Genomic DNA, 26,047 nt, shown 5'->3' on the forward strand with positions numbered 1-26,047 from the left:
CCCGTGCTCCCTTCGCCCCCCGTCCAGCTGCACGCCGCCCGCCCGGCCGGTCCCCGTCACGGCGCCGGGACCGGCGGCCTGCACCGCGCCCGGCTCGGCAACGGCCTGCGAATCCTGGTGGCCCCCGACCACAGCGCCCCGGTCGTGGCGGTGGAGGTCGTCTACGACGTCGGCCACCGCTCCGAGCCCGAGGGCCGCGAGGGCTTCGCGCACCTGTTCGAGCACATGATGTTCCAGGGCAGCGAGAACCTGCCCAAGCTGGCGCACGCCAGGCTCGTCAACGCCGGCGGGGGCAGCTTCAACGGCGTCACCTGCCCGGACCACACCAGCTACTACCAGGTGCTGCCCTCCGGGGGCTGGAGCTGGCGCTGTTCCTGGAGGCGGACCGGATGCGCGCCCCGCAGCTGACCGGGGAGGCCCTCGCCAACCAGGTCGCCGTGGTCGGGCAGGAGATCCGCCGCAAGATCCTCGACAACCCCTACGGCGGGCTGCCCAGCCCGTACCTGCAGGCCGTGATGTTCGACGACTTCGCCAACGCGCACGACGGCTGGGGGGCCGTCGACCGGCTCAGGACGGTGACCGTCGCCGAGTGCGAGGCGTTCTTCGAGGAGTACTACACCCCGGCCAACGCCCTGCTCGTGGTGGCCGGGGACGCGAGCCCCGCACAGGTGGAGGAGCTGGCCGAGCAGTACTTCGGCGCGATCCCGGGCGCCGCCGCACCCCCGCCGCCGCAGCCGGTCGGCCCGCAGCTGCCGGAGGACCGTTACCGCGAGCACCCCCATCCGGGCGCCGTGCTGCAGGCCCTGGCGGCGGGGTGGAGGCTCCCGGACCCGGCGCTGCGGGACAGCGGGTACCCGGCGGCCATGCTGCTGGCCGAGGTGCTGGCCGACGGGACGGACTCGGTGCTGCAGGAGCGGCTGGTCCGGCGTGACGCGGTGGTCCAACAGCTGCGCATGGGCGCCGGGTTGGGCGGCTCACCGTTCGAGACCCGCGATCCCGACGTGCTCTCGCTGGTCATGTTCCTGCACCGCGGGGCCGATCCCCGCTCCGCCCTCGACGGGGTGTACGAGGAGCTCGGGCGGATGGCCCGCTCCGGCCCGGCGCCCGACCTGCTGGCCCGGCGCGCCGCGAAGTGGGCGACGTCCTGGGCGCGCTCGCTCGACCCGCTGGGCATGCGGGTGCAGCGCCTGGGCGCCTTCGAACTGCTGCACGGCAACGCCGAGCTGGTCTGGGAGCTGCCGGGCCGGATCCGGGCGATCACCCCGTCGGAGGTCGCCGCGGCAGCAGCCGCGCTGGCGGCCCAGCCCCGGCGCTGGGTGACCGTCCTGCCGGGCGCCGCAGAGCAGACCACCGCAGCAGGCCGAGGAGGAGCAGGAGCATGACCGTCCGCAGCAGCGCCACCGGGGCCGTCCGGCCGCCCGTGCCCACCGCCGTGTCGACCGCGTACCTGGACGACCCGGGCTCGATCGTCGAGCACACGGCGGGCAGCGGGCTGCGCATCACCGCCGTACGCCGCCCCTCGGTGCCGGTGGTCGAACTGCGGCTGGCCGTGCCGTTCGGCAGCGGCGACAGCGCCCACGCCGCCACCGCCGAGGTGCTGGCGGCGGTCCTGCTGGGCAGCACCGCCCGGGGCACCCGCGCCGAGCTGGAAGCCGCGCTCGGCCTGCTCGGCGGCTCACTGAAGACCGCCGTCACACCCGAGCGGCTGACCGTGCAGGGCGCCATCGCGGCGGACGGGCTCGCCCCGGCCCTGGAACTCCTGGCGGCGGTGCTGGCCGACCCGCACCGCCCCGAGGACGAAGTGCTGACCCACCGGACGCTCCTGGGCCACCGGCTCCGCGCCTACCGCGCGCAGCCCGCCGTCCTGGCCCGCGAGGCCATGCTCGAGCACTGCTTCCCCGGGCATCCGCTGGCGCGCGAGGTGCCCGCGCCCGACGCGGTGGCGGCGGTCGGGGACGCCCACGTCGAGGCGCTGCACACGCGCGCCCTGGTGCCCTCGGGCTCCCGTCTGCTGCTGGTGGGCGATCTGGACCCGGCGGCTGCGGTCGCCGCCGCCGAGCAGGCGATGCTGGCCTGGAACGGGCCGGGCACGGCCGCGCCCATGCCGGAACTGCCGCACCCGGCGGCGGGGGTGGCGGTGGTGAGCCGTCCGGGCAGCCGGCAGGTGCAGGTCTGCCTGCTCGCCCCGGCGCCGGGCGCCGACGACCCGGAGCACCCGGCCATGCGCCTGGCCAACCTGGTCCTGGGGGCCTCCTTCAGTTCCCGGCTGACCGAGCGCCTGCGCGAGCGGGACGGGCTGACCTACATCGTCCGCAGCCGGGTCGCCGACCACCCGGGGCGCGGCCTGCTGGCCGTCGACTTCGACACCCGCCCCAACCAACTCGGCGCCGCGCTGGCGGCGGTGCGCCAGGAGTTCGACGCCTTCGCCAACGACGCCCCGCCCAGCGAGGAGGAGATCGCGGCTGCCCGCAGCTACACGGTCGGCTCGATGGTCATCCTGTCCGCGACCCAGAACGGGACGGCCAACCTGCTGAACGCGCTGCCGCCGGCAACCGGCCTCGGGGACTGGCTGCCGGAGCAGCTGCAACGGATCGCGCGGACGACGGACGACCAGGTCCGCGCTGCGGCAAGGGAGTTGGCGGCGGCGAACTTCTCCGGCATCGTGCTCACCGCGCCCTCCCGGGTGGAGGAGGCCGCGCGGGAGGTGCGGGCCGCCGGGTTCCTTCCGTCGGCCTAGGCCGGGGGCTGGGCCGGGAACGTGCCCAGCATCGCCGCCCGCACCCCGGCCTGGAACCGGCTGGTGGAGCCCAACTGGTCGAGGATCTCGGCCACATGGCGGCGGCAGTGGCGCAGCGAGATGCCGAGCTGGCGGGCCACGGTCTCGTCCTTGGCGCCCTCCGCGAGCAGCAGCAGGATGCGGCGCTTGATATCGGATTCCGCCCCGTCGTCGGGTGCGGCGGGGCCCTCCGCCCGCCCGGCCGCCTGCGCCCACGCGGCATTGAAGAACTGCAACAACTGCCTTACAACAAAAGGCAATTGAACAACGGCGATCTCGTCGGAACTGTCGGTTCCCAGCGAGGGGACCAGCGCCATGGCGTCGTCGATGATGGCGATTTCGTGCAACTCGGTCCAGGTGGCCCGGACCGAGATCCGGTTCTGCCCGGGCAATACCCGGGGGATCCTCCTGGGGCGGCTCACCAGTTCCTGTGCGACCACCTCCGGATTGGCCCAGATGGCCGCGCGGGTCTCCTGCGTGTCCAGATACGAGGCGGCGGGAGGCCGGACATAAGCGATCCGGTGCTTGCCGCGGGCCACCAGATCGGTGACCATCTCGGCCGCCTGGTGACGGTCCAGCACGGGGGAACCGCCCGGCTCCCAACATCGCTGGAGTTCCTCACGCTCGGTCAGGGCCCTGATCTGCGACTGGGTCTGCATCAGGCCGGCTTCCCAGCGCTCCGCCTGCTCCGCCAGAGCGACCAGGAGCTCGGCCACCTCTGCCCGGGCGTTGCTGACCGGGGGCTGGGCTCTGGTTTCGAAAGTCTTGTACATGTACATGGCTCTTGCGCCTGTCCGATCTGCGCGTGCCGTAGGGTGGCCGACATCGGCAGCCGGAGAGATCCGACTCCGTTACGGCTCCCCCGAGCGTCTGCAATGTCCGATTGGCTAACCGTGTCCGAGCAGCCAATGTACGGGGCGGGGCCGACGCGGCGGTATCAGCAAAATTACGCAATGGCGTCCTGGCCTGGGGCTGAGGCGGCCGGAGCGAACACGGCGCCTCGGTATGACTGCGACGATCGTATCCTTTTCGATTTACGCGTGCATGCCAATCTTTCATTCCCCGCCGATTCGGGCCCCATTCGTGATTCCCGCCCGAAAAGACCGGGCGGTGCGGACACGTACCGTACGGCGGAAGCCGGACGCAGCTGCCCACCGCCGCCGCCCGCTCTTTGCCGTGGAGGACCGCGCGGGGCGCGTTGGCGTGGACGGGGTGGGAGGAGGCAGGGTGTCCTCATGTCCGAACGACGCGAACGCCGCCGCCTCCACGCCCGCGCCCGAGCCCTCGGGGTGCCCCTCGAGCAGGCCGTCCGGCGGCCCGCACCCCCGCAGCGGCCGACGCGGGCCCTGCCGGAACCGTCCCGACCGCACACCACACTGCCGGACCGGGACCGGCCCCGCGCCACTCCCCCGCCACTGCCCCCCGCACCCATCGCCTGCTGCACGGTCACCCGCGCCCGCCAGGTACTGGACGGCGGCACCGTCGTCCACCTGACCCGCCACGCCCCCGACTGCCCCATCTGGTCCGCCCGCTGACGCGAACGGGCCACCCCCGCGATGAGCCCGCCGACTGATGCGACTACAGCCGCTCCGGAGTGGCGATCCCGAGCAGCCCCAGTCGGGCACGCGGGCGGATCGTCACAGGGACGTCCCCCTATCGCTGGCATGAGCGCGACAACGATAATGGCCGCGCCGCGCCGTGATTCCCGCGGCGCCGGGTGACGGAGGGGTACATGAGGCGTTTGAAAACGATGACCGGGGTGGGGGTCAGTGTCCTGACAGCCACCGCAGTGGCGTTCGGGGCGACGCCGGCCGCGGTCGCGGCGCCGGGGGTGGCCGCCGGGTCGGCCGCCGGAGCGAGCCGGCAGGTGATCGTGGTGCTGGCGGACCAGCACCAGGGCCTGCCGGACACAACTGCCCTGCGGGCGGCCCGCGCTGCGGCGGTGAGCGCGTCACAGGCCCCGGTGATCAAGGCGTTGCACGCGGCCGGCGCCCAGGACATCCACCCGATGAGTGTGCTGGACGCCGTGGCCGCCACGGTCTCGACGCAGGAGCAGGCCGCGCTGCGCTCCGCGCCGGGGGTCGCCGAGGTGGTGCCCGACGCCGCCGTCAGGGTGGTCGACCAGCCCGCGCCGCCGGTCGCACCGGCGGCGACCGGCGCCGACCCGTCCGGCCCCCGGGCGGCGGCCGGTCTGCCGTCCGGAGCCTGCGCGCCGTCGGGGGGCGTGCAGTTGGACCCCGAGGCGATCGAGGCGATACACGCGGACTCCGACGATCCGCACCAGCACACCGCGCGTTCGCTCGGCGCGACCGGCAAGGGCGTGATCGTCGGTGACATCGCCGGCAGCATCGACGTGAACACGCCGGAGCTGATACGCGCCGACGGCTCGCACGTCATCGCCGACTACAAGGACTTCACCGGCGAAGGCGGCGCGGTGGAGTCCGAGGACCTGGAGTCGTTCCTCGACGACGGCATGATCGCCGCGCAGAGCCGACAGGTGTACGACCTCGCCGACTACACCGCGCAGCCGCTGGGGCACCCCTGCCTGATCCGGTTGGAGGGCGTGGCGCCGCAGGTGACGCTGGACGCCTACAAGGTGTACGCCAACAACGACTTCACCACCACCTCCGCCTTCCTCGAGGCGATCGACTACGCGGTCGGCGTCGACCACGTGAACGTGCTGAACGAGGAGGCCGGCTCGTTCCCGATGCCGGACACCAGCGCGGACCTGATCAAGCTGGCCAACGCCGACGCGATGGCGGCCGGGGTGACCGTCACCGTGCCCTCCTACGACGCCGGTCCGGAGAGCACCATCTGGTCGCCCGCCTCCCAGCCCGGCGTGATCTCCGTCGGCGCGTCCACCACCTTCCGCTCCTACGCCCAGTCCGACACCGCCGGCTACCGCAGCATCGGCGCGCGCGGCTGGGTCAGCGACAACATCAGCTCCCTGTCGTCCGGCGGCTCGACCGAGCAGGGGCGCAGCATCGACGTGGTGGCGCCGGGCGACCTGGACTGGGCGATCTGCACCGCCGACACCACGATCGCGCCGGACTGCCTGAACGGCCGCGGGCAGCCGACCGGCGTGTACCAGTCCGGCGGCACCAGCGAGGCGGGTCCGCTGGTGGCGGGCGTGGCCGCGCTGGTGATCCAGGCATACCGGGCCACGCACGGCGGCGCCGGACCGACCCCGCAGCTGGTCGACCAGATCATCTCCAGCACCGCCGACGACCTGGGCGTGGTCGGCTCGGAGCAGGGCGCCGGGCTGGTCGACGCCTACCGGGCCGTCGAGGCCGCGCGCTCCGTCCGCACCGGTGACGCCGCGCCGAAGCCGGTCGGCGACACCCTGCTGGCCGACACGGACCAGCTCGACGCGACGGGCAACCCCGGAGCCGCCGCCCGCCTCTCGCTGCGGCTGACCAACACCGGCCGCGACCCGCAGACGGTGTCGCTCGCCGGGCGCACGCTCGGCGCCGGCCGGACGGTCGCCGACAGGACGGTGACGCTGCACGACGGCGGCCCCACCTACCAGGACGCGTCCGGGCTGACCCACAACGTGGCCCGGTTCACCTTCACCGTGCCTCCCGGCGCGGACCGGCTCGACGCGAACATCGCCAATCCGGGCACCGCCAGCCAGCAGCCCGTCGACCTGACCCTGCTCGATCCGCGCGGGCGGCTCACCGGCTACAGCCTGCCGCAGGGCGACGGCAACCACGGGCACATCGACCTGCGCGCCCCGGAACCGGGCACCTGGACGGCGGTGGTCACCGACTTCCTCGGCAGCCCCGCCTCCGGCCCGGCCGGATACACCGGGCCGGTGAGCTTCGCCGCCGCGGTCTCGTCGTTCCATACCTTCGGCACCGTGACGCCGTCGCGGATCACGCTCGCACCCGGCGCCTCCACCACGGTCCGCGTCACCGCGCCGCTGCCCGCGCAGGCCGGTGACGAGAGCGCCTCACTGGCAATCAACTCGCCTCAGTCGGGCCCGAGTTCCGTCCCGATGACGCTGCGCTCGGTGATTCCGGTACGCGCCGGCACCGGCACCTTCACCGGCGACGTGGTCGGCGGGAACGGACGCGGCGAGGTACCGGCGCAGACCCTCTTCTACCAGGTGAACGTGCCCGCGGGGCGGCCCGCTCTGGACGTCCGGCTGGCGTTGGCCGACCACGCCACCGACCCGTTCACGGCGTACCTGGTCTCCCCGGACGGCCAGACCCCGGCCCGGGCCGGCGACCAGGTGCTGGTGGGCGCGCCGGGTGCCGCCCAGACCGTGATCAGCACCTCGGCCGCGCGGTTGCACGTCCTGGCGCCGGCCGCCGGAACGTGGACGCTGATCGTCAGCTTCAGCAATCCGGTGACCGGGGACGCACAGTCGACCCGGCTCGACGGGACGGTCGGCTTCGCGCCGGTCACCGCGCGCGCGAACGGCGTGCCGACCGGCGGCGTGCTGCCCGTCGGCAGCTCGCACCAGGTCCGGGTCACGGTGCGGAACGACTCGACCGCCGTCGAGTCGTACTTCCTCGACGCACGGCTCGACCAGCAGGCCACCCTGCCGCTCAGCTCGTTCACCCCGTCGAGCAAGCTGACGCTGCCGTTGAGCGTGAGCGCGCCGGAGCCGCAGTGGATCGTCCCGACCGGCACCACGCAGCTGGTGGCGACGGCCGACTCCACGGCGCCGGTCATGTTCGACTTCTCGCCCGCCACCGGCGAACCCGACCTCGGCTCGACCGCCGACGGCGACAACGCCTACGGCAGCTACGCGGCGCCGGACCTCACCCAGGGCGACTGGGACATCGTGCCGCAGCCCACCGGGGCGCTCGGCGCCGGTCCGGCGGCGTCGTCGGTGGCGAGCCTGGGGCTCACCGCGACCACGCCCGCCTTCGACCCGTCGGCCGTCTCACCGTCGGGTGACCTGTGGGAGCTCGGCCTGAACCCGGCCGCGACCTTCAGCCCGGTCGTCGTCCAGCCGGGGCACAGCGCCACGCTGTACCTGGACATCACGCCGAGCGGTCCCGCGGGCAGCACGGTGTCCGGCCACATCTACGTCGACGACACCAGCTCGTACAGCCAGGACGGCTACACACCCACGGGCGACCAGCTCGTGGCACTGCCCTACCACTACACGGTCGGCTGACAGCCGCCCACCCCGGACGCCGGTGGCCGAGCCCACACCGCTCGCCCACCGGCGTCCACAGCAGGGCCGCGTCGGTCGGCACGGAGTGCACGCGATCGCCGCGGGCGGCCGGTGGGCGCCGTCGCACTCGGCGTCTACGTGTACTACGACGCCAACCCGTCCGCCCTGATCCAGCAGGCGGCCACTGCCGCCGCAGCCGAACTCCGCAGCGAAGAAGGCCTCTGGGCACGACAGCGCACGGCCTGCCTCCGAAACCGCTCCGGAACGATTCCTGCAAGGGAATTGATGCGCCGTCATTTGTGACGAAGGCGTGGTTGACAATCCCGCGCGCACTGGTTGAATGCGTGCGTGGATGATCTCGGCGACTCGGTCGCACCTTACGTGGTCAAGGCACTCGAACGGTTCGCCGGGTTCGGTGAGCGCGAGGCGATCGTCTCCGCGGGCCGCCGGCTGACCTATGCGGACGTACGCCGCGAAGTACCCGCGCTGGCAGCGGCGTTGACGGCACACGGGGTCCAGCCGGGCTCGTCGGTGGCGGTGCTCTCGGGGAACCGGCCGGAGACGATGCTGCTGCAGTTCGCGGCGCACCTGCTCGGCTGCCGCACCGTCTGGATAGCCGGTTACACGCCGGTGCGCGAGCAGGCCGACTTCCTGCGGCGCGCCCGGGTGGACCACCTGGTGTACGACACCAGCCGCTACCTCGACCTCGCGGCCGAACTGCTGCAGGACTGGCAGGGCACCGTGCTGTGCCTCGGTCCCGGCGGCCAGGGGCCCGACCTGCTGGCACCGCTCCCGGCCGGGAGCCCCACGCTTCCGGAACCCGCCCCGGGGACGGCGCCGGAGTCCCTGTTCTGCACCAGCGGCACCACCGGCCGGCCCAAGCTGGTGCACCACGAGCAGCGCTTCTTCTCCTCGCTGCTCCTCATCGCCGAGGCGTGGATGGCCAGCGGCGCCCCAACGTTGAAGCATCTGGCGCTCACCGGATTCACCCATGTCAGCGGGCAGATGACCAATCTGCTCATGCTCTTCACCGGATCGACGATCGTCCTCGGGGAGGGCTCGGACATCCCGGCGCTGCTCGACCTGATCGCCGCCGAGCGGGTCAGCAGCACCCTGTTCACACCTGTGCTGCTCTACCAGGTGCTGGACCATCCGGCCCTGGACTCCGCCGACTTGAGCAGTCTGCTGCTGCTGAACATCGGCGGCGGCCCGGTCTTCCCCAGCAGGCTCCGTCAGGCGGCCGAGCGGCTCGGCCCGGTGGTGCGCCTGGTCTACGGGCTGAGCGAGGCGGCGTTCGTCACCGAGTACCGGGGCGTCACGGTGGAACCGGAGCATCCGCAGCGACTGCGCTCCTGCGGCACGGTGTTCGCCGACGCGCAGGTCGACGTGCGCGACGAGAACGGGAAGCCGCTGCCCGCAGGCGAGGTCGGCGAGGTGTGGGTCACCGGGTCGCTGGTGATGACCGGCTACTGGGACGAGCCGGAGCTCACCCGCGAGGCGCTGGCGGACGGCTGGCTGCGCACCGGCGACCTCGGGTACGTCGAGGAGGACGGCTACCTGTACCTGGTGGACCGCGCCAAGGACATGATCGTCACCGGGCGGGGAGCGGCCAACGTCTTCAGCAGGCCGGTCGAGGACGTCCTGGTGGCGCACCCGGAGGTGAGCGCGGCCGCCGTGATCGGCGTGCCCGACGAGAGCCTGGGCGAGGCCGTCCACGCCTATGTGGTGGCCGTGCCGGGGGCGACCGTGACCGGCGAGGAGTTGCGCGGACTGGTGGCGGCGGAACTGCGGGAGTACTGCGCGCCCTCGGTGGTGGAGTTCGTCGACAGCCTGCCCTACAGCGAGACCGGAAAGGTCGACAAGAAGGCCCTGCGGGCCCGGCACCCGGACCTGACCTGACCGGCCGCCCGCCGCCCGCCGTCAGCAGGGCTGGACGGCGGGCGGCGGGCCGTTGCTCCGGGAGCGGACCAGGCCGGGGTGCTCAGTCCGCCGCCGGGGCATCCACCTCGAAGGTGATCAGGGACGCCGCCTGCTCGGCGATCCGGGCCGCTTCGGGGCCGTCGTCGCCGACCGCCAGGACGTGCCCGGCCCGGTCCCAGGAGCTGGCCGGAGGGCGCACGGAGGCACCCACGGCGACCGTGGCTCCGGCGGCGAACACCCCCTCCACCGCGCCCGCCTCGTCTGCCCCGTGCACGGCGCGCACCACGCCCGCCGGGGCGGTGACGAACCGCACCGCCGCGCCGCGTGCGGCCCGCACCGGGCGCTCGGGCCGCTCGCCGCGCAGCACGCGGACGAAGTCCTCGATCAGCGAACCGCCGTAGGCCAGGTCGATCAGCGGCACGATGGCGTCGCCCGGCAGCCGTCCGGCGCACTCGACCAGGTACGGCTCCACTCCGTCGACCAGGATCCATTCGCTGTGCAGCGCCCCGGTGCCGTAGCCCACGGCGTCCACCAGCTGCTGGTTGGCCTCGGCCACCCGGGCGCGGACGGAGGCGTCCAGTACCGAGGGCAGCAGGTGGCCCGCCTCGACCGGGTGGGTACCGGGCCAGACCGTCTTGTCGGTGACGTTGACCCAGATGACCCGGCCGTCGGCGACAAGCACCTCGGCGCTGATCTCGGGTCCGTGCAACCGCTGTTCGACCAGGAAGCGGCCGGGTGTCCAGTTGGCGCTGCGGAGTTTGGCGTCGTCGGCCGCGTGGCTCTCGTCCCAGGCGTGCCGCAGGTCGTCGCCGGGCCCGATCAGGCGCACGCCCACGCTGGCCTGGCGATCGGCGGGCTTGAGGACGCACGCGTCACCGTGGGCGGCGGCGAAGGCACGCAGGTCGTCCACGTCGGCGGGTTCCGTCCACTGCGGCTGGCGCATCCCGGCGGCGGCCGCAGCCTCGCGCAGCAGCACCTTGTCGCGCAGGGTGCGCGCCGCGCGCACGCCCGCGCCCGGGACGCCCGCCGCCTCGGCGCAGGCGGCCGTGGCCACCACCGAGTACTCCCAGCTGGGGATCACCGCGACGGCAGCGGTGAGCGCGGACGGCGGGAGCGGCGAACTGCCGTCGTGGCGCTGGGCGGGCCCGTCGACGACCTCCGCGACGCAGGCGCGTTTGGCCGCCTTCGCCCGCAGGTCCCCCGCGTCGAGGAGGTCGGCCTCCTCGACCACGGTCACCGAGCCTGCGGGCAGGATCTTGTCCAACTCCCCGAGCAGGGCCAGCCCGCAGCCGACGACGATGTACGTGCTTGCAGCGCCTGACATGACGGCGTTCCCTTCCTTGGCGTCCGGCCGCCCCGGGCCGACGCGTCGTGAACCGCCCGCCGGCGGCGGGCGGCGCAGGTACCGGGCCGTCGCAGCGCCGACGGCCCGGACTCTGATGCACCGTCAGATCACTGTCACCGGAAGTGAGTCGTAGCCGCGGACGACGTAGCCGCGGCGCACCGGGCGGTCGGCGAGGGCCAGCCGGGGGAAGCGGTCGAGCAGCGCCGGGAAGAACACCTCCGCCTCCAGCCGGGCCAGGGGCGCGCCCACGCAGAAGTGGATGCCCCCGCTGAAGGAGAGCACCGACGTGCCCCGGCGGGTGATGTCGAACGTGTCGGGGTCGCGGAACTGCTCGGGGTCGCGGTGGGCCGCGCCGGAGATGGCAAAGACGGTGCTGTACTTCGGCACCGGTACTCCGGCGACCACGGCGCCCTCGTCCGCGACCCGGACGATGACGTGGGTCGGCGAGTCGTACCTCAGCACCTCGTTGACCGCCGCCTCGGCCAAACCCGGTTCCTCGCGCAGCAGTTTGGCCTGCTGGGGGTTGTCGAGGAAAGCGACCAGGCCGTTGGCCAGCAGGCCGACGGTGGTGTCGACGCCCGCGCCGAACAGCAGGATCACCATGCGCAGCAGTTCGGTCTCGGTCATGCCCGTGCCGCCGTCGGCCGGATCGCCGCCCGCGTCGGCGGTGGCGACCAGGTCGGAGATGATGTCGGCGCACGGGTTGCGCCGGCGTTGCGCGATCAGGTCCTCGAAGTAGGCGTTGAGCGCGGTCGCCCCCTCGTCGGCCCGGTCGAGCCGGTCGGGTCCGACGCCGACCTCCACCACCTGCATGACCGCCGACACCGGCTCGTGCAGGACCGCCCAGTCCTGCCGGGGTATGCCGATCAGCGTCCCCACGACCGCGATCGGCAGGCTGCTCGCCAGGACCTCGTAGGCGTTGACGGCGCTGCCGTCGGCGCCCTCGTCGGCGAACCGGTCGAGCGACGCGCCGACCAACTGGGCGATGTCGTCCCGCATCCGGGCGACCCGCCGGGGGGTGAACGAGCGGTTCACCAGTCGGCGCAGCCGGGTGTGCACCGGCGGATCGCGGAACAGGATGGACTCGATGTTCTGCACCACGGCCGGATGGTTGCGCCACCCGGGCGACGCGGAGTCCATCCAGGTCTCGCTCTGGGCGACGAGGCCGGGGTTGCGCAGCATCGCGGCGCAGTCGTCGTAGCGGGTGAGGAACACCCGCCCGTTGTCGGTGACGTGGACCGGATCGGCCTCGCGCAGCGCCCGGTACAGCGGGTAGGGATCCGCCCTGGCCTCTTCGGAGTTGAACAGCCTTTCCACGAGTGCGGACGCCGCCAGCCGGTCGCCGGCGTGCACGCTGTGCTCGGTCAATGCGCCTCCCAGGGTGAGTCACACGTGGGCGCCGACCGGTTCTGCGACCGGCGCGTTGAGTTGGCGGAGTACGCCCCTGCCCTGAAGCCACACGGCGGCCAGGCCGTAGAGGACGGCGCAGACCACGATCGGGATGACCGGTCCGAGTCCGTCGGCCATGACGCCGGCGAGGGTGGGGGCGAGCCATTTGAGGCTGGAGCCGAACAGCAGCATCGCATTGCCTGCCTGGCCCTGCATGTGATGGGGCATCAGTTCGTAGGCGCGGGTCAGCAGGATCACGTTCACCGGCGTGATCGCGCAGACCGACACCGCGCCGGCGACCCCGATCAGCCACGGCGAGGGGGCCACGGCCATCGCCAGCGGGCACGGGACGAGCAGCCAGGAGGCCAGCAGCACCAGGGCGCGGCCCGAGTAGCGTTTGATCAGCCGGGGCGCCAGCAGGGCGCCGAGCAGCCCGCCGACCGAGAAGACGGCGATGATGCCGCCCACCGTCGAGGGCCCGGCGCCGCGGTACCTGGCCAGCACGATGACCAGCAGCATCATCCCGGTGGCGACGGCGTTGACGGCCGCCGCCCAGAGGGCCACCACCCGCAGGTAGCGGTTGTCGGCGACGAAGCGCAGCCCGTCCGTGACGCGCCCGCGCCCGGTGGCGGGGCGTGCGGCCGGTGCGGGATCGACCGGGCCGCGCACCAGCGCCACCGCGAGCGCCACCGCGCCGAAGGAGACCGCGTCGAGGGCGAACGGCAGGGCGCGGGCCATGGAGAACAGCGCGCCGCCGGCCGGCGGCCCGAGCACCGCCGCCGCCTGGTCCCGCGCCTGGGTGCGCGCCAGCGCCTGCGACAGCTGCGGGGTGGGGACGACCCGGCGCACCGCGCCCCGGCTGGCGCCGATGTAGTACGCCGACGCCGCCCCCTCCAACGCCCCGGCCACCGCCAGGTGGACCAGCAGGACGTGGTGGGCGATGACGGCGACGGCGACGCTGCCGAGGACGACGAGCTGGACCAGCGAACTGACGGCCATGACGCGTCGGCGCGGGTACCGGTCGGCCGTCTTGCCCGCGGGCAGCAGCATGAGCAGCATCGCCACCAGTTCCGCGCTGCCGACCAGCCCGGCCCGCGCCGCGGAGCCGGTGAGGGTGAGCACCAGCAGCGGATAGGCGATCTCGGAGAGTTCGTTTCCGAGGACCGAAACGGCCTGCCCGGTCCACAGGAAGGTGAAATCCCGGTTTCGGCTGAGTGGCGGAAGTTCGTCCGCGGGCGCCACTGCCAGGGAGCTGTCTTCCATAACGGAACTTTTCCTGCCTTCCCGCGGAGAACGGACGTGCGCCTCGAAGTTCCGGATTGGAAGTATGGCATGGCACGGCGGCGCCGAAAAGGGTCTCCAGGAAAGGGAGTTGGTGGTGTGGACGACGGATTGGCCACTGGGCTAGTTTCTCTGGTGACCTCACCCGGCGACCCGCCATGAAAGGCAGGGTATGGAGAACCAGGGGATCGATCCCGTCGAGGCGTACCGCCAAGCCGTCAACCCGTTTCGCACCGAGGTTATCGAGGCTCGCGGCTGGCCCGCATTGTTCCCCGGTGCGTCCGGCGCCTACGTCACGGACTCCGACGGCCGACGCTACCTCGACATGATCGCGCAGAACGGCGGCGCGACACTCGGCCACCGCCACCCTCGGGTGGTGGAGGCACTGACCAAAGTCATCACCTCCGGCGGCCCGTTCATCGTGCCGCTCGGCCTTCCGACCGCCTCGGGCCCGCTCGCGGTGCGCCTGTGCGACATCGCCGGGGGCCGGCTGGAGCGGGTGTACTTCTGCACCGGCGGATCCGAGGCCGTCGAGAACGCGATGAAGTTCGCCATGGCCGCCACCGGCAGGAGGGATTTCGTCGCCTTCGGGCAGGGCTTCCACGGCTTCACCCCGGGCCCGCTGCCGCTGGCCGGGCACGACTACTGGCGCCTGCCGCTGGCCGGGTCGTCCTGGGCTCCCCAGGGCCACCACGCGGTGCCGTTCGGCGACACCGCCGCCCTGGAGGCGGTGCTGAAGGCGCAGGACGTGGCGGCGGTCTTCGTCGAACCGGTGCAGGGGCTGGGCGGCGCACGGCCGTGGGAGCCGCAGGCGCTGCGCGAGGTGGCCCGGCTCTGCGCCGAGCACGGGGCCCTGCTGATCGCCGACGAGATCCTGACCGGCATCGGCCGCACCGGCGCCTGGTTCGCCTTCCAGGAGGCCGGGATCGAGCCCGACCTGGTGACCACGTCCAAGGGCCTCAGCGGCGGGATGGTCCCGGTGGCCGCGCTGCTGATGACGGAGCGCGTGCACCGCTCGGTGTACGCCTCCCCCAGCCGCGCGTACATCCACAACTCGACGTTCGAAGGCCATCTGCTGGGCATGGTGGCCGGGTTGACGGTGCTCGACGTGATCGAGCAGGAGGGCGTCCTGGAGAACGTCCGGCGCGTCGGCGCGCTGCTGCGGTCCCGGATCGAGGACGTGGTCGCCGAGGGGATCGGGGTGCGCGGCGTGCGCGGACGCGGTCTGCTGCTCGCGGTGGACATCGAGGGCATCTCCGCGCCGAACGCGCCGGACGGCGCCGACGCCTGCGTGGACCTGCTGCTGGAACGCGGCGTGATCCTGGAGTCGGCGGCCCACGCCCAGACCTGGCTCCGGCTCACGCCGCCGCTGACCTTCTCCGAGGAGTCCGTCGAGGTCTTCGTCCAGGCGCTGCGCGACAGCGCGACGAAACTCGCCGCCCTGCGCTGAGCAGCGGGGGCGGCGGGTCACGTTCCACCGGTCACGGGCGGCTCGCCAGCAGCAGCGGCGAGCCGCCCAGGCCGTGCCCGGGGTGCATCCTCAGCAGCGTCAGGGCCGTACCGGCAAGGCCGTTCAGCAGGCCGGGAGCGGTCGCCTCGGCCGCGTCCAGCCCTCCGGCGGGCGGGGTCCGGAGCGTGTCCAGCAGCAGCCCGCCGCTCACACCGGGCCCCGGGAGCTCCGCCGAGCCGAGTCCCAGCCCGCGCGCCGCGGCCAGCAGTTCCCACACCCCGCAGGCGCCGTGGCACAGCGACCGCCCCTGCCCCGATCCGGCGGCCAGCGCCACCGCCACCATCCTGCGGACGAGATCCAGGTACCGGCCGTCACCGGTCCTGGCGTAGAGGTCGCAGGCGGCCAGGCCGATGCCCGAGGCACCACGGCACCAGCCCGCGTCGCCGGACGCCTCGACGGCGTCGGCTGCGGCCCCCAGGGCACGGTCGGCCGAGGCACGCCACTGGGCCCGTTCGTCGTCGGAGCCGGCCCCGAGCGCGGCCCGGTGCAGCGCCCAGGCGGTGCCGGCCCTGCCGTGGGCGAAGCCGAGGGCCGTGGCCGTGACTGCCCGGGCTTGGCCCTGGGCGCCGATCGATGTGGCCAGGCCGCGCCCGATGGAGGCGGCGAAGGCCGCCCAGCGGGCGTCGCCGGTGGCCGCGCTCAGGTCCAGCAGCGGCACGACCGCGCCCGCCCAGCCGTCCAGGCCGTGGGTGCTCCGGAGGTCCGGCGCCCGCAGCGCCTGCGCGCGGGCCACCGCACGGTCCAGCAGCTCCGGGACGGGCTGCGGGACGGGCTGCGGGGACCGCCTGTCGCCGGCGCCCTCGCGCAGTAGCGAGGACAGTGCCAGCCAGGCCCAGACCCGCCCGGCGTGGCCGGTGAGCGCTCCGGGCCCGCGCGTGGGACGGTCGTCCAGCCGCCGCAGACCCTCGACCGCTCCGGTGAGCAACTCCCCCAGGCCCGGCACGGGTTCGGCGCGTCCCTGCTCGGCCTCGCCCTGGTACGCCGCCAGGCTGACGACCACACCGGCCTGGCCGCTGAGGAGGTCGGGGCCCAGCCCCCGCACGGCCCAGCCCGCGTCGGCCGACACCGGGCCGATCCAGGTGGCCGAGCCGTCCGGACCGTGGATCGCGGAGTCGCGCAGGGCGGTCACCGTCTCGGCGGCGAGGGCGCGGCGGCGCGCCTCCAGGCTGCCGCCCCGGGTGAACGCCGGAGCCTGGGCCGGGGTGGCGCGGGCACCGGCGCGGTGCCCGTCGGCGTACATGCCGGTCACCGCGTAGCGGATGAGGCGGGCCTCCAGCGCCAGGTCGGCGGCCCGCCAGTCGTCGACGGAGTCCCGCAGCCGCTCGGCGCGCAGGTGTGCGGTGAACACCGGCGTGTCGCCGACCAGCAGATCGGCGATCTCGGCGTCGATGGCCGCGTCGTCGCCCGGCGCGATCGGGTTGGCCCGGTGGTGCCGACGCAGCGCGGCGCGGGCCTGCTGGACGGCCGCGGGCTCGTTGTGCAGAGCTGCAGGGTGCCAGAGCATCTGCCGGACGTCCCCGTACACCTGGGTCGAGCGCAGCACCTGACGGATCTCACTGCCGAGGAAGGGCTTGAGGGCAGGCATGAGCTCGCCGTCGCGGTCCATCCGCCGCAACCGGGCGCTCAACTCCTCGAAGCCGGAGACGATGTCCTCCCAGAACCGCTCCGGGTCGGGCTCGGGGCTGGGGTGGTTGCCCGACGGCGGGAGTCTGCCCTCCTGGTCCACCAGGCGCGCGGCGTCGGTGCCGCCGCCGCTGAGGGTGGGGACGCGCACGGTCGGCTGTTCGCCGGGCAGCCTGCCGACGGCCGAGAGGTCGACGCCGGAGAGCAGGCCGACCCGCATGGGCAGGATTCCGACGCGGGTCACCGCCCGGCGCAGCGTCCGCGCGGCGACCTCCGCCGCGCTCGTCGACGCGGGGTGGTCGGCGTGGGCGGGACGGTCAGCGTCGGCGGGGGCGTTCACGGGTGCGGGCGAGAACATCGTCTCGGCGTCGACGACCACCGGGACCGGGCCGTGCGCGACGATGTTGCCGCTGTGCAGATCGGTGCCGCCGACGAGCCGCATCACCGCGAGCCACGTGCCGAGGTTCCGGTAGAAGGCGGCCAGTTGGGCATCGTCGTCGCAGTAGCGGTGTGCCACGAAGGCGGTCCAGCCGTAGCCGTCGCGGGCCAGGACCGCCGGGGTCCTGATCCGGTCGGGGCCGGGCACCAGCGCGGCGAGGACGCTGTCCAGTGCCGCATCGACCTCCATCGGCCGGGGCTTGTACATCACCGTGCCGTGCGCGAAGTCCAGCCGGGAGACCGTGTGCCCGCCCCGGTGCGGATCGCCGCTGCCGAGGGCCAGGCCGCGCAGCTCCCCGAGCCGCTGCCCGGCGAGGGCGTCGAGCGCGGCGCGGTCGGCGACGAGGCGCTCCGCGAGGACGCCGACGGCCCCGACGACATTGAGCGCGGCTGTCCTCAACCGGCCGCCCAGGGTCGGGTAGCGTACGGCGAGCCCCTCGAGGAACGCCGGCTCTGCGGCCAGTTCCAGAAAGGCTGCCCAGCGTCCCTCGGCATCGGGTGCGTCGAGCCCGCCACCGAGGGACACCGCGTGCAGTTCGAGCAGGAACAGCCGTTTCAACCGCGCCTCTGTGGCGGTCAGGAGATGCCGGCGGGCACTGCGGACGATGACCTGGGTCTCGCGCTCGCCGAGCCCGGCGACACCTGCCAGCCGCTGCTCCAGGCCGGCGGCCCAGGGGGCGGCCAAAGCCTCGACGGGACGACCGAAGAAACCCGACGGGGAGTCTCCGGCCGGATCAGAACGCACGCCGCCCATGGACTCCGCCCCTTGGTAACCAGCCTATGCCGCAACTCGCACGCGTTGACGTCAGAGAGAGGCGGTTTCCCGCAGGTTCTCGACGGTGACGAAGGCGTCCTCGATGGTGACGAACGCGTCCTCGATGGTCACGAACGCGTCCGTGGTGACGAAGGCGTCCTCAATGGTCACGAAGGACTCCGTGGTCACGAAGGCGTCCTCGATCGTGACGAACGCGTCCGTGGTGACGAACGCGTCCTCGATCGTGACGAAGGAGTCCGTCGTCACGAAGGCGTCCTCGATGGTGACGAAGGACTCCGTGGTGACGAACGCGTCCTCGATGGTGACGAACGCGTCCTCGATGGTCACGAAGGCGTCCTCGATGGTCACGAAGGCGTCCTCGATGGTGACGAACGCGTCGGACACGTTCTCCGTCACCAGCGCGTCGGTGGCCGTCGTGCCGCCGGTGAAGGTGGCGCCGGTGTAGAGGGGGCCGGCCGGGTTGTCCATACCGAGCGGGCTCGGGGCGCCCGTGAGCCAGGCGTCGACGACTCGTTCGGTGTTGTGATTGATCATTGCTCTGCCTTCCGCGACGGTGTTTCGGGATGGTGGGAGTGCCTGAAACGTGACGCACATGACGCAGAATCCGCCCGGAATAGATACCGATAGGTACCCGCACGTCCGAACAGATGTGGACCTGGAGATGGCGTGGTTGCACGGTGCGGGAATACCAGAGGCGCAGTCGCACTGTATCAGCCGCTCGTTTGCCTCGAAAGGGGCTCTTTCCCGGAACGCCGGAGTCCGCAATGAAACACAGGCTTCACCGGAACGTCGGCCGGAACGTCGGCGGGAAATCGGCCCGCACAGCGCCGGGGCGCGCCGTCCCCGAATGGCGACGACACCGTTCGGCACCCCCTACCGCGCGTTCATCGACCGGCCACCTCTCTGCAACGAGCCGTGCACAACGGAGACTTGGCTGATACTCGCAGATCAGCAGCCGACCCCGAGAGCGATGCAATAGCGTATTCGAGAACGATCAGGAGCGGCAGAGCGTTTTTCGGTCACGCGGATGGCCGACCGGCCACTCCTGCTTTTCCCTCGGATATCAGTCGGACTCCGATCCATTGGCCAGTGATGTGCATCACATGGCCGCACTCGGCCCGCCCTGCGCACCCGCCGAAAACGCGCCGGAATACCGCCCGCTTCGACTCGGGATCCGCATCGGGATCCCGGGCCGGGGAGAGGGCTCACGCTGGCGCACCCGGGCGGGATCGCGCGGCGGGCGGGATTATAACCAGCGTCCGCCGACGGATCGGCGAAGATCAAGAAGTATTAGCCGTGGACATGCCATCCCAATATCGTCGTTGCTGGGCGGGCCGACGCGAGGCGACGGCCGCCCCCTTCACCCCATCGCCTTGCGTACCCGCTCCCTCCCCAGCTGTCGCATGGCCGGAGCGGTCAGAAGAAACGCTTCGCCTGCGCGCTCGTTGTGATCATCGAGTGCGCGCAGGCGCCATGCCGCCACGTCATCGGACGTGCGCACCTGAACAAGGAGCTGACTGCTGTGAACATTGATGGTGTGGGTCTGGGCGTGCCGTGGCAGGTGTCGGCGTTCCAGCTACCGTCCGGAACGCCGGGCTCTGCGGAACTGGTCGACCGCATCCGCGAGTTGCGTGCGCGGATCCTGTTCGACGGGGGCCGCAGGCCCGACTTCCGCGACGGCGAGGACTACGTCGACGATCAGGAGCTGGACTTCGGGGCCTGGCACTTCATCGGCCGGCGCGAGGTCGACGGCCCGCCCGTCGGATATGTGCGGCTGTCGACTCCGCAGACGGCGCGGCTGTTCCAGTCCCGCGCCTTCCTGGGGGAGGAACCCTTTGAGGATGTGCTGACCCGGGAAGGGCTGGGAACCGAAGAAACGTTTGAGCACAGCCGTCTCGTCGTGGAGCACCGGGCCCGCAAGCTGGGCCTGGGCGTCCACCTGAACGCGATGGCCATCGCCGCGGCCCGCTGCCTGGGAGCCAAGGCCATGATCGGGACCTCCGGCACCGCCGACGGCCAGGACCTGTTCCACGAGCGGTTCGGCTTCCGTCCCGTGCCCGGCACCCGCCGCTACGTGGAGCACTACACCGAGGACGTGGTGCTCATGCTCTACCGGTCCGCCCGCGGCGCCGGGGAGTACACCGACCTGGTCGAGCACCTGGAGGAGTCCTTCGCCTCCACCGTGGTGACGCCGGAACAGGCCCTGCGCGGCCTGCCCGCGCCGCACCGGCCGAGCACGGCCCCGGCCCTCGCCGTCCCGGCGCCCCGGCAGGCCCGCACCGAGGGCAGCGAAGCCTGGCACCCCGTGCTGTTCGAGCCCCAGGACGCCGGGGACCGCGCGGAACTCGACGCACTGCTGGCCTCGGGCCAGGTCCGCGAGGTCTACGACACCGTCGAGGAGCAGCTGCGGGAGCTGGTCAGGAGCCGCGAGCCCGGCCGGAAGCTGGCCGGGGCGGAGTTGGAGCGGGCGGTGGCCGAGCAGTTGGCCGGGCTCGAACCGGAGTCCTACGGGGTGTGGGCCTGGTACCCGTGGTCGGGGCGTCTGGTGCACCTGCTGCCGCGCGAGGAGTTCCGGCTGGTGCGCACCGACCGCAACCGGGGCCGGATCGAGCGTCCGCAGCAGCGGGAGCTGATGGGCCGACGGGTGGGGGTGATCGGCCTGTCGGTCGGCAGCAGCGCCGCGCTCACCTTCGCCATGGAGGGCATCGGCGGCGCGTTCAAGCTCGCCGACTTCGACAGCCTGAGCCTGTCCAACCTGAACCGGCTCCGCGCCGGCGTGCACCACCTGGGGGTGAACAAGTGCGTCATCGCCGCCCGGCAGATGACCGAGATCGATCCCTGGTTGGACATCGAGATCTACCCGGCCGGTCTGACCGAGGCCAACATGCCCGAGTTCTTCAGCGGCGGCCACGGCCCGATCGACCTGCTGGTCGAGGAGTGCGACACCCCCTACGTGAAGATCGCCGCCCGTGAGCACGCCCGCAGGCTCGGCATCCCGGTGGTCATGGACGCCAACGACCGGGGCCTGCTGGACGTCGAACGGTTCGACCTGGAGCCCCAACGGCCGCTGCTGCACGGGCTCCTGGGCGAGACCACCTCTGCCGACCTGCTGGATCTGACGTTCGATCAGACCGTCGACCTGATCCTGGACATGGTGGACCGCGAACGCATCAGCCCCGAACTCGCCGCCTCCATCCCGCAGATCGGCAAGACCCTCAGCAGTTGGCCGCAACTGGCCTCCGGTGTCGCGCTGGGCGGGGCCCTGACCGCCGAGGCCGCGCGCCGCATCCTGCTCGGCCAGCCCCGCCCGTCCGGGCGCTTCTACGCCGACCTGGAACTCCTCACCCGAGCCGAGCGGAGCACCGTCGCATGACCCTCGCACCCGAACTGGCCGGCGACACGCACACCGGCGCCGGACTGCCGGTCCCCTTCACCGTCGCCGGCACCGGCCTGCACCTGCCGCCGACAGTGGTGACCAACCACGACCTCACCCGCACCCTCGACACCACCGACGAGTGGATCACCGCCCGCACCGGCATCCGCGAACGCCGGCGCCTGGCACCGGAACTGGCCACCTCCGACATGTGCCTGGCCGCCGCCGACCCGGCCCTGCGGGCGGCCGGGCTGGACGCGGCGGACCTGGACGCGGTCATCGTCGCCACCTACACCTACGACCAGCCGCTGCCCTCCACCTCCCTGATCGTCAAGGACGCGCTCGGCGCCACGCGCGCCATGGCCCTGGACGTGACCCAGGCCGCCTGCGCCTCCGGCGCCCACGCCATGCTGCTGGCGGCCCACCTGCTGCAGAACCCCTCCATCCGCAACATCCTGGTCCTGGCCGCCGACTGCGCCTCCCGGGTCACCCGCCCGGGCGACCGCACCACCGGGGTCTTCTTCGGCGACGCCGCAGCCGCAGCGGTACTGACCGCGACCGAGACCCCCGGCGCCGGCCTGCTCTCCTACGACCTGGGCTCGCAACTCTCCTACCAGGTCCAGATCCCGGCAGGCGGCTCACGGCTGCCCACCAGCGCCGACACCCTCGCCACCGGCGGTCACTTCCTGGCCATGGACGGACGCGCCGTCTGGGAGACCGCCACCACCAGGCTGCCGCAGAGCATCACCCTCGCCGCCCGGCGGGCCGGCCTGGACCCGTCCGACATCGACCACTACTTCCTGCACCAGGCCAACATCAACATCCTCGACCAGGCCCTGAAGGCCCTCGACGCGCCCGCCCTACGCGCGCCCATCACCCTCGACACCCTCGGCAACACCGGCGCCGCCGGAATGTTCACCGCACTCCACGACGCCGCCACGCACGGGCGGCTCCGACCGGGCGACACCTACGTCATGTCCGCCATCGGCGCAGGCTTCCACTGGGGCACCCTGTGCCTGCGCCACAGCTGAACGGCCCCGACTGACCCCCACGCAGTGCCGCCGGCGCCACCACGCCGACGGCACTGCGCCGGTTCCGCACCCCAACGGCGCACCCGTCCCGCACGACTGCCGCGCCGACAGCACCGGCCTCGGGCGTATCGGTCTCAGATGGGCCAGTGGTTTTCCGGCACGTCGAGCCAGGCGTGGTGCTGTCCCTGCGCGCCGATCGTCAGTCCGAACCGTTCCCGGCCGGGCCTGCCGTTGTCCTGCCACCACTGGTAGGCGGCTTCGACTTCGTCCCACAGGCGGCGCGGTCCGGACTGGCGGACCTCGAAAGTGCTGGCGTCCGGGAGGTGGTCGGCGGTGGCCCACGACAGGGTGTCGGTGCTGTAGAGCCACAGCGTGTAGGCGTCGTTCTGGTAGCGCTCGGCTCGCCAGAACGCGCCGGGTACCCGCAGGCCGATGACGAGTTGGGCGAGCCAGCCTCCGGTCCTGGGCGGCGCCAGGGTCGTGGTGGTCTTGTCCGCTCCGGCCGGCCAGGGGACGCCGTGCAGGTAGGCGTCGACCAGTGGGCGCGGGCTGCGTTGCTGCCGCAGGCGCATGAACGCCGAGCTGCGGGTGAACGGGCCTCCGGCCGTGCCGTCCTGACCGACGGTCAGGCGCACGATGCCCTCGCCGCCGTACTCGGTGCCGAACGGGGCGACGATCACCCCGTCGGGGCGGGTCTGGGCGATGAGCGCGGACGGCATGTCGATCAGCGATGCGGTGACGATGACCCGGTCAAAGGGTGCGGCCTGCGGCCAGCCCGCGCGGCCGTCGCCGAGGACCGCGGTCGGGCTCACCTGGGCGCGGATGTGGTTGGCCCGTGCCTGGGCAGCCACCGCCGGGTCGACTTCGACTGTGAAGACGTTGCCGCCGCCGTTGCGGTGCGCGAGCAGGCCGGACGTCCAGCCGGGCCCGGTTCCGACCTCCAGGACCCGGTGCCCGTCATGGACATCGAGGTCGGCGAGCATGGAGAACACCATCGTGGGCATCGAGTTGGACGACGTGGGGGTGGTGCCCCGGCCGTCGCCCTGGTGCTCCCCGTCGTCCCACTGCGTGGTGAGCGGGATGTCGGAGTACACCGCGTTCAGCCATGCGATGCGGTCCTTGACACGGTCCAGCACGGGGCCCTGGCGGGTGCCGTCGGCGGTCCCGGGCCAGATCCGGTCCGGTACGAACAGCTCGCGCGGGACCGCCCGGTAGGAGGGGAGCCAGTCTGCTGTCAGTGCCCCGCTGGCCGTCAGGGCGGAGGCGAGCCGCGTACGGCCCGCCTCCTGGTCAGCGCGGGTCACTTGCCGTCCGCCGGGCCGGAGCCGTCCGAGGTGTTGCCGCCCTCGTCGGAACCGCCGCCGCCGTGACCGGCGCCGCTGTTGCTGTCATCCTGCTGGCCGCCGCCCTGGCCGCTGCCGGAGCCGCCGCCGTGTCCGCCGTCCGTCATCTCAGGTCCTCCTTGCGATCGTCGTTCCCTGCTGCCCGCACGGCAGTTGCCGTACGAGGTGTTCCGGGGTGCGGCGGCCCTGCCCCAGCAGGCCGCCGCGTCCGCCCGGATCGCCGGGCGAAGCCTGTGAGAGCCGTGCCCGGTCCCACCGGCCACCATGGGCGACAGTCCGACCGTAGGGTCCGGTGCCCGGGCCCCTCAACGAATGTGCAGCCTTTTACCGGGGTTCACCCCAGGGCGTCCATGGCCCCGGTGATCAGCGCCCTTGCCAGCGCACCGTGGACCGCGAAGGTCGACAGCTCGGTGAAGACGTCGGCGTACATGGCGATCTCGCTGGGCTGGGTGATGGTCAGGTAGCCGGAGACCAGCTCCACACTGACCTGGGCCTGGTCGTAGATCCAGAATCCTTCCACCGGCCATGCCTTGTCGCGGTCCGGGCGCATGGGCACCACGCCCAGGCTGACGTTCGGCAGGCGGCCCACGACCAGGAGGTGCCGCAGTTGTTCCAGCATCACCCCCCGGCCGCCGATGCCGCTGCGCAGGACGGACTCCTCGATGAGCAGCGCGAAGCGGTGGTGGCCCTGGTAGAGGATGTGCTGGCGGTCCATCCGCTCGTCGGCGGCACGCTCGACGTCGTCGGCCAGCCCGCGACGGTCGCGGATGCCCGCCAGGATCGCAGTGGTGTAGGCGCGGGTCTGGACGATGCCGGGGACGAGCCAGGAGGCATAGGCGCGAAACGCACGGGTGCGCTCGTACAACGGCCGGACGGACTCCTGGGCCTGGCGCAGGCCGGTCCGCTCCATGCGCCGCCACTCCAGGTACATGGAGTCCGCGGCGCGGTTCTTTGCGATGAGGTCGGCGGCCTGGTCCTCCGCGCCACAGGCCGCGCACCACGCACGGATGTCCGCGTCTGAGGGCGATGTCTTCGCGTTGATGATCCGCGAGGACTTCGCGCCTGACCAGCCGCACCGGGCCGCCAGCTCACCGCCTCGCAGCCCGGCGTCCAGCATCAGCTCGCGGAGCCGGGCGGCAACGGCCAGGCGGGCGGCCTGCGCGCTGGAGGAGGGTGAGGAGGGCATGTGCTGGCTGTCCGGTGCCGGCAGGGATCAGACGGTGAACTGCGCGTGGTCGATGCCGCGCTCCCACACGGCCTCGAAGGCCGAGTCGCACAGCCTGACCACCCGGGGGTCCGTCGTCGTCTCCATGTCCGGGTCCGCCCACTGGCCGTCGCCGGTGAAGTGGTTGAACAGCGCCACCTCGCCGTCGAACAGCCAGAAGTCCACCCCGGGCAGCGCCAGGTCCGTGGTCCGGCGGCGCGGCAGCCAGCGCACCAGCTCACCGGCGACGACGTTGGGATGGGTCACGTCGTACTCGTAGCGGATGTAGTCGGTGACCGGCTCGGAGACGATGCGCGCGCGGCGCATCACCACCCCGCGCCCCACCGCGCCGGCGACCGTGTCGCACCACGGACGCCACCACGAGGCCCGGTCGGCGCGGTCCAGGCGCTTGCCCTGCTGCCAGGCCAGGAAGGCGGGGTCGTCCAGCATGTACGAGTCCCGCATCTCCAGGTGGACCGCCGAGCGCTGGGCTCTGGCCAGGGCCTCAGCAAACACTGGTGTCCTCCTCGGGGTTGTCGTCGCTCCCGGGGGCGGCGCGGGGGATGAACTGGATCATGTTCTCGGGGAGCCGGACGATGGTCTCGTGGTCGGGGACGTCCGTGGTGTGGCCCGGCACCGAGCCGACCTCCTGGCATCCCCTCACCTCCGCCTCGCTCGCCTTGTAGGACTGGATCAGCAGGTCGCCGGTCTCCTGGTCCCGCCAGATGGTCGGCGACCCGTTGTCCGGGGTGTTCGGGTAGATCCCCAGAAACTCTATGGCCACGATGTCCTCCCGTACCAAGTCAGTTGCGTGGTCTTGCACACCGATGGCACCGGTTGCTGATTCTCAGTCAACCGCGCTAAGCACACGGTGAGGGCGGTGAGGTCGTGGCTGGACGTTGAAAGCC

20 protein-coding genes are annotated in these 26,047 nt (G+C 72.6%); 9 read left to right on the forward strand and 11 right to left on the reverse strand.

The window, feature by feature from the left end; genetic code table 11:
• Positions 1–3 precede the first annotated feature (3 nt).
• The 3 genes from GXW83_RS34360 to GXW83_RS22855 are packed head-to-tail and all read left to right on the forward strand — an operon-like array spanning position 4 to position 2,737.
• Positions 4–408 carry a pitrilysin family protein gene (locus GXW83_RS34360; RefSeq protein WP_225447189.1) on the forward strand — a complete coding sequence of 135 codons (405 nt, stop codon included), beginning with the start codon at positions 4–6 and terminating at the stop codon, positions 406–408.
• Positions 390–1,382 (forward strand): pitrilysin family protein, encoded by a 993-nt coding sequence (locus tag GXW83_RS22850; protein WP_225447190.1) that lies wholly within the window; start codon positions 390–392, stop codon positions 1,380–1,382. Before GXW83_RS34360 ends, GXW83_RS22850 begins: the two co-directional genes overlap by 19 nt.
• On the forward strand, positions 1,379–2,737 hold the full coding sequence (locus GXW83_RS22855; protein WP_182444923.1) for a pitrilysin family protein: 1,359 nt from the start codon (positions 1,379–1,381) through the stop codon (positions 2,735–2,737). The genes GXW83_RS22850 and GXW83_RS22855 overlap by 4 nt, the downstream gene beginning before the upstream one ends.
• On the opposite strand, the gene GXW83_RS22860 is transcribed toward GXW83_RS22855, so the two are convergent.
• On the reverse strand, positions 2,734–3,549 hold the full coding sequence (locus tag GXW83_RS22860) for a hypothetical protein (RefSeq protein ID WP_182444924.1): 816 nt from the start codon (positions 3,547–3,549) through the stop codon (positions 2,734–2,736). The genes GXW83_RS22855 and GXW83_RS22860 overlap by 4 nt on opposite strands.
• Before the next feature lie 462 nt (positions 3,550–4,011).
• Between GXW83_RS22860 and GXW83_RS22865 the strand changes: the two genes are divergently transcribed.
• The 3 genes from GXW83_RS22865 to GXW83_RS22875 all read left to right on the forward strand — a co-directional run bounded on the left by GXW83_RS22865 (position 4,012) and on the right by GXW83_RS22875 (position 9,806).
• Positions 4,012–4,311, forward strand: a complete 300-nt coding sequence (locus GXW83_RS22865) for a hypothetical protein (protein WP_182444925.1) — start codon at positions 4,012–4,014, stop codon at positions 4,309–4,311.
• A gap of 224 nt (positions 4,312–4,535) precedes the next feature.
• Entirely contained in the window at positions 4,536–7,907 is a 3,372-nt protein-coding gene (locus tag GXW83_RS22870) for a S8 family serine peptidase (protein WP_182444926.1), read from the forward strand.
• 348 nt (positions 7,908–8,255) lie between these two features.
• Positions 8,256–9,806: an AMP-binding protein gene (locus tag GXW83_RS22875; RefSeq protein ID WP_182444927.1), complete on the forward strand. Its 1,551-nt coding sequence runs from the start codon at positions 8,256–8,258 to the stop codon at positions 9,804–9,806.
• Between the two features lie 82 nt (positions 9,807–9,888).
• Here the strand turns inward: GXW83_RS22875 and GXW83_RS22880 are convergent, their stop codons facing one another.
• From GXW83_RS22880 to GXW83_RS22890, 3 genes are all read right to left on the reverse strand, one after another.
• Positions 9,889–11,151: an ATP-grasp domain-containing protein gene (locus tag GXW83_RS22880; RefSeq protein WP_182444928.1), complete on the reverse strand. Its 1,263-nt coding sequence runs from the start codon at positions 11,149–11,151 to the stop codon at positions 9,889–9,891.
• 123 nt (positions 11,152–11,274) lie between these two features.
• Entirely contained in the window at positions 11,275–12,540 is a 1,266-nt protein-coding gene (locus tag GXW83_RS22885) for a cytochrome P450 (RefSeq protein WP_182444929.1), read from the reverse strand.
• A gap of 18 nt (positions 12,541–12,558) precedes the next feature.
• Complete coding sequence (locus tag GXW83_RS22890; protein ID WP_182444930.1) at positions 12,559–13,824, reverse strand: MFS transporter; 1,266 nt, start codon at positions 13,822–13,824, stop codon at positions 12,559–12,561.
• Positions 13,825–14,014: 190 nt separating this feature from the next.
• On the opposite strand from GXW83_RS22890, the gene GXW83_RS22895 reads away from it, so the two are divergent.
• Positions 14,015–15,292 carry an aspartate aminotransferase family protein gene (locus GXW83_RS22895; protein ID WP_182444931.1) on the forward strand — a complete coding sequence of 426 codons (1,278 nt, stop codon included), beginning with the start codon at positions 14,015–14,017 and terminating at the stop codon, positions 15,290–15,292.
• Between the two features lie 31 nt (positions 15,293–15,323).
• On the opposite strand, the gene GXW83_RS22900 is transcribed toward GXW83_RS22895, so the two are convergent.
• Positions 15,324–18,098 (reverse strand): type 2 lanthipeptide synthetase LanM family protein, encoded by a 2,775-nt coding sequence (locus GXW83_RS22900; protein WP_182444932.1) that lies wholly within the window; start codon positions 18,096–18,098, stop codon positions 15,324–15,326.
• Positions 18,099–18,218: 120 nt separating this feature from the next.
• Positions 18,219–18,722 (reverse strand): DUF6229 family protein, encoded by a 504-nt coding sequence (locus tag GXW83_RS22905; RefSeq protein ID WP_182444933.1) that lies wholly within the window; start codon positions 18,720–18,722, stop codon positions 18,219–18,221.
• Between the two features lie 988 nt (positions 18,723–19,710).
• Here GXW83_RS22905 and GXW83_RS22910 point away from each other — a divergent pair.
• Both GXW83_RS22910 and GXW83_RS22915 read left to right on the forward strand, forming a co-directional pair.
• Positions 19,711–21,561, forward strand: a complete 1,851-nt coding sequence (locus GXW83_RS22910; protein WP_225447191.1) for a ThiF family adenylyltransferase — start codon at positions 19,711–19,713, stop codon at positions 21,559–21,561.
• Complete coding sequence (locus tag GXW83_RS22915) at positions 21,558–22,592, forward strand: 3-oxoacyl-ACP synthase III family protein (RefSeq protein ID WP_182444934.1); 1,035 nt, start codon at positions 21,558–21,560, stop codon at positions 22,590–22,592. Before GXW83_RS22910 ends, GXW83_RS22915 begins: the two co-directional genes overlap by 4 nt.
• 134 nt (positions 22,593–22,726) lie before the next feature.
• On the opposite strand, the gene GXW83_RS22920 is transcribed toward GXW83_RS22915, so the two are convergent.
• From GXW83_RS22920 to GXW83_RS22940, 5 genes are all read right to left on the reverse strand, one after another.
• Positions 22,727–23,896, reverse strand: coding sequence for a methyltransferase domain-containing protein (locus GXW83_RS22920; RefSeq protein ID WP_182444935.1), 1,170 nt, complete (start codon positions 23,894–23,896; stop codon positions 22,727–22,729).
• Entirely contained in the window at positions 23,893–24,042 is a 150-nt protein-coding gene (locus GXW83_RS22925) for a hypothetical protein (RefSeq protein WP_182444936.1), read from the reverse strand. Before GXW83_RS22925 ends, GXW83_RS22920 begins: the two co-directional genes overlap by 4 nt.
• Before the next feature lie 227 nt (positions 24,043–24,269).
• Complete coding sequence (locus GXW83_RS22930; RefSeq protein ID WP_182444937.1) at positions 24,270–25,121, reverse strand: helix-turn-helix transcriptional regulator; 852 nt, start codon at positions 25,119–25,121, stop codon at positions 24,270–24,272.
• A gap of 27 nt (positions 25,122–25,148) precedes the next feature.
• Entirely contained in the window at positions 25,149–25,604 is a 456-nt protein-coding gene (locus tag GXW83_RS22935; RefSeq protein ID WP_182447510.1) for a DUF6879 family protein, read from the reverse strand.
• Between the two features lie 40 nt (positions 25,605–25,644).
• The gene (locus tag GXW83_RS22940) at positions 25,645–25,923 is read right to left on the reverse strand and encodes a hypothetical protein (RefSeq protein WP_182444938.1); all 279 of its coding nucleotides are present in this window, start codon (positions 25,921–25,923) and stop codon (positions 25,645–25,647) included.
• Positions 25,924–26,047: the final 124 nt, after the last annotated feature.

Source organism: Streptacidiphilus sp. PB12-B1b (genome assembly GCF_014084125.1).
GTDB lineage: Bacteria > Actinomycetota > Actinomycetes > Streptomycetales > Streptomycetaceae > Streptacidiphilus.

Excerpts from the sequence above, each read along its gene's own strand:
- GXW83_RS22905 (WP_182444933.1), bottom strand. The coding sequence starts at position 18,722 with ATGATCAATCACAACACCGAACGAGTCGTCGACGCCTGGCTCACGGGC.
- GXW83_RS22850 (WP_225447190.1), top strand. The coding sequence starts at position 390 with ATGCGCGCCCCGCAGCTGACCGGGGAGGCCCTCGCCAACCAGGTCGCC.
- GXW83_RS22860 (WP_182444924.1), bottom strand. The coding sequence starts at position 3,549 with ATGTACAAGACTTTCGAAACCAGAGCCCAGCCCCCGGTCAGCAACGCC.
- GXW83_RS22925 (WP_182444936.1), bottom strand. The coding sequence starts at position 24,042 with ATGACGGACGGCGGACACGGCGGCGGCTCCGGCAGCGGCCAGGGCGGC.
- GXW83_RS22895 (WP_182444931.1), top strand. The coding sequence starts at position 14,015 with ATGGAGAACCAGGGGATCGATCCCGTCGAGGCGTACCGCCAAGCCGTC.
- GXW83_RS22865 (WP_182444925.1), top strand. The coding sequence starts at position 4,012 with ATGTCCGAACGACGCGAACGCCGCCGCCTCCACGCCCGCGCCCGAGCC.
- GXW83_RS22880 (WP_182444928.1), bottom strand. The coding sequence starts at position 11,151 with ATGTCAGGCGCTGCAAGCACGTACATCGTCGTCGGCTGCGGGCTGGCC.
- GXW83_RS22890 (WP_182444930.1), bottom strand. The coding sequence starts at position 13,824 with ATGGAAGACAGCTCCCTGGCAGTGGCGCCCGCGGACGAACTTCCGCCA.
- GXW83_RS22935 (WP_182447510.1), bottom strand. The coding sequence starts at position 25,604 with ATGCGGGACTCGTACATGCTGGACGACCCCGCCTTCCTGGCCTGGCAG.
- GXW83_RS22930 (WP_182444937.1), bottom strand. The coding sequence starts at position 25,121 with ATGCCCTCCTCACCCTCCTCCAGCGCGCAGGCCGCCCGCCTGGCCGTT.
- GXW83_RS22915 (WP_182444934.1), top strand. The coding sequence starts at position 21,558 with ATGACCCTCGCACCCGAACTGGCCGGCGACACGCACACCGGCGCCGGA.
- GXW83_RS22855 (WP_182444923.1), top strand. The coding sequence starts at position 1,379 with ATGACCGTCCGCAGCAGCGCCACCGGGGCCGTCCGGCCGCCCGTGCCC.